Here is a 2,058-nt window from a genome sequence, read left to right as displayed (position 1 = left end):
TGTGCCTGGCGCAATGCCTGACCGACCGCGTCGCCCCGTCCCGCGACTTCGCCGGCCATATCGGCGGTGATGACTTCCTGCTGGTGCTCGGCCCGGAAGACTGGCGCAAGCGATTGAATCAATTACTCGACGACTTCCAGAGCCAGTGCCGGCGCTTCTACCGCAGCGAACACCTGGAGGCCGGCTGCTTCACCGCACCGAATCGACAGGGCGTGCGTCAGGAGTTTCCACTGCTGTCGCTGTCGATCGGCGTGGTGCATTTGCATCCACAGGCCTGTGAACAACTTGATGCAAGCCAGTTGGCAGAATTGGCATCACAAGCCAAGCACCATGCGAAAAATGTGCAGGGGTATAGCGTGCATGTGATTGATAGCCTGGTGGTGTCTGGGCATGAAGAAAAGTTGCTGACAGGGCACCGCTGACCTTGGGTTTTGCTTCTGTGGCGAGGGAGCTTGCTCCCGCTGGGCTGCGAAGCGGCCCCAAAACCTGAGCCCCGGGCTTTCCTGACACACCGCAACCGCTGGTTTACGACTGCTACGCAGCCGAACGGGAGCAAGCTCCCTCGCCACAAGAGCCACCTGCGCTACGCCGTAGACCGTGCCCGCAACCGCCGCCCAACCACATCCAGCACATCACAGCCATCGCGCAACGGAATCGCACAGAGCAAAGCAAAGTCACTGAGAATGAACGAATCACACTCCACCGAGCCGCGCATGGACAGGTTCTCCAGCACTTGGGTGACGGCACGAATCCGGTAGCCGGCGGCGTCGGTTAATACGTCGAGGGGTGCGTGGGTGTCGACGAACAGGGTGGGCATGTCGTTACAGTTGCTGGTGAGCGCCATGAAGCGGTTTTCGGGGTGAGGGGTGGGTTTTTCGTAGGGTGGATCTGGGTGAAGTGTTTTCATCGCTCTAGCTCCTAACGTATGGACTGGAGCCGCCAAACATCACTTCCACGCAATAGGTGGCGGCTGTACGCGGGTGTGGAAGACCGGGACGTTAGGCACCCGGCGCGCTCGAAAGCGCCCCGCGCACAACCACCATAAAACTGGCTCTTGGTGCACCTAACGATAGAGGGCTTCCACACCCTGCCACTGAATTTGCAGTGACCGCCCAAGACTATCGATGGAGTACGGGGCGCACCAGTTCATGGAAACCGCTACGTTTTGAAGGAAACTTCCGAAGACCTTGCCCGGAAATTTCTTGCATCCGTCAGAAGATTTTTACTCATACACCAGTCGGAAACAAAACTAATCTTCCGACTTTTAAATCAACAAATATCGGAGCAGCTCCAGTAAATCCAACTATCTCAATAAGGGTTATTGATCCACCTACGTCAAAAACTACAACCCCTTCGGCATCAACCGAGATGATTTTACCCGTCAGATTTATAGAGCCATCCATTACTCCAATGGAGCAGTCCTCCTTTGGGGCAGGAATCGCACTCTCCCCCCAAACAACGCTTTCCTCAATTTCCAGCTCAACATCATGGCACGCACCTATTGTCGGTGGCACACCGCTCCAAACTGCAGCAGCATTGCCGAAATCGGTTGAGAACGTCACAAGGACCTCGTCGGCGATTTGAACCACATTATCTATCGTCACTTTCATTCTTTTTTCTTCGGCAAAGGAACTCGTACAACAGTGCTTTCTACGTTCATTACATTCCCTTTCAATTCAAGCATCCACTTCTCTTCGTGGTAATGGTGCTTACTCGGGTTGCTACCCATTTCATGAGCCCCATAGCGGATGCTTCTTGTCCCATCAGCCGAAACCAGCCTGTCGTTATCCGGGATACTCGTCCTAGGGTGGTTGTTTGTATATGGGCCTTCACCTAAAAATTCTTCCCACTTATTAATTGCGTCCTGAGGCTTAACTGGTTTGTTTGCATAAACTTCTGTGTGATACCCCGCACTTGGCGCATCACGAGATGCATTAGTCCGGGGTAAGTGTGGCTCGCCACCTTCTACACCAGACCTCCCAGTCGGATCTCGCTCCCCCAACGACAGCTTCTTGCACCTATCCCCACCCGGACAGTCCGCCAACCCCAACGGATCCA

2 protein-coding genes and 2 pseudogenes are annotated in these 2,058 nt (G+C 54.8%); 1 reads left to right on the top strand and 3 read right to left on the bottom strand.

From position 1 onward, the window contains the following. Positions 1–422, top strand: a pseudogene (locus PMI28_RS00005) (diguanylate phosphodiesterase); the annotation flags it as partial. A gap of 161 nt (positions 423–583) precedes the next feature. On the opposite strand, the gene PMI28_RS00010 reads toward PMI28_RS00005, so the two are convergent. The 3 genes and pseudogenes from PMI28_RS00010 to PMI28_RS31360 all read right to left on the bottom strand — a co-directional run. Beyond that, complete coding sequence (locus tag PMI28_RS00010) at positions 584–907, bottom strand: hypothetical protein (RefSeq protein ID WP_007993007.1); 324 nt, start codon at positions 905–907, stop codon at positions 584–586. 319 nt (positions 908–1,226) lie between these two features. After that, on the bottom strand, positions 1,227–1,610 hold the full coding sequence (locus PMI28_RS0129070) for a hypothetical protein (protein ID WP_033063646.1): 384 nt from the start codon (positions 1,608–1,610) through the stop codon (positions 1,227–1,229). After that, positions 1,607–2,058, bottom strand: a pseudogene (locus tag PMI28_RS31360) (type IV secretion protein Rhs); the annotation flags it as partial. The gene PMI28_RS0129070 and the pseudogene PMI28_RS31360, both read right to left, overlap by 4 nt.

The sequence above is a fragment of the Pseudomonas sp. GM48 genome (assembly GCF_000282335.1).
GTDB lineage: Bacteria > Pseudomonadota > Gammaproteobacteria > Pseudomonadales > Pseudomonadaceae > Aquipseudomonas.
The sequence above is the reverse complement of the archived record's forward strand: the minus strand, read 5'-3'. Positions and strand labels throughout refer to the sequence as shown.

Excerpts from the sequence above, each read along its gene's own strand:
- PMI28_RS00010 (WP_007993007.1), bottom strand. The coding sequence starts at position 907 with ATGAAAACACTTCACCCAGATCCACCCTACGAAAAACCCACCCCTCAC.
- PMI28_RS0129070 (WP_033063646.1), bottom strand. The coding sequence starts at position 1,610 with ATGAAAGTGACGATAGATAATGTGGTTCAAATCGCCGACGAGGTCCTT.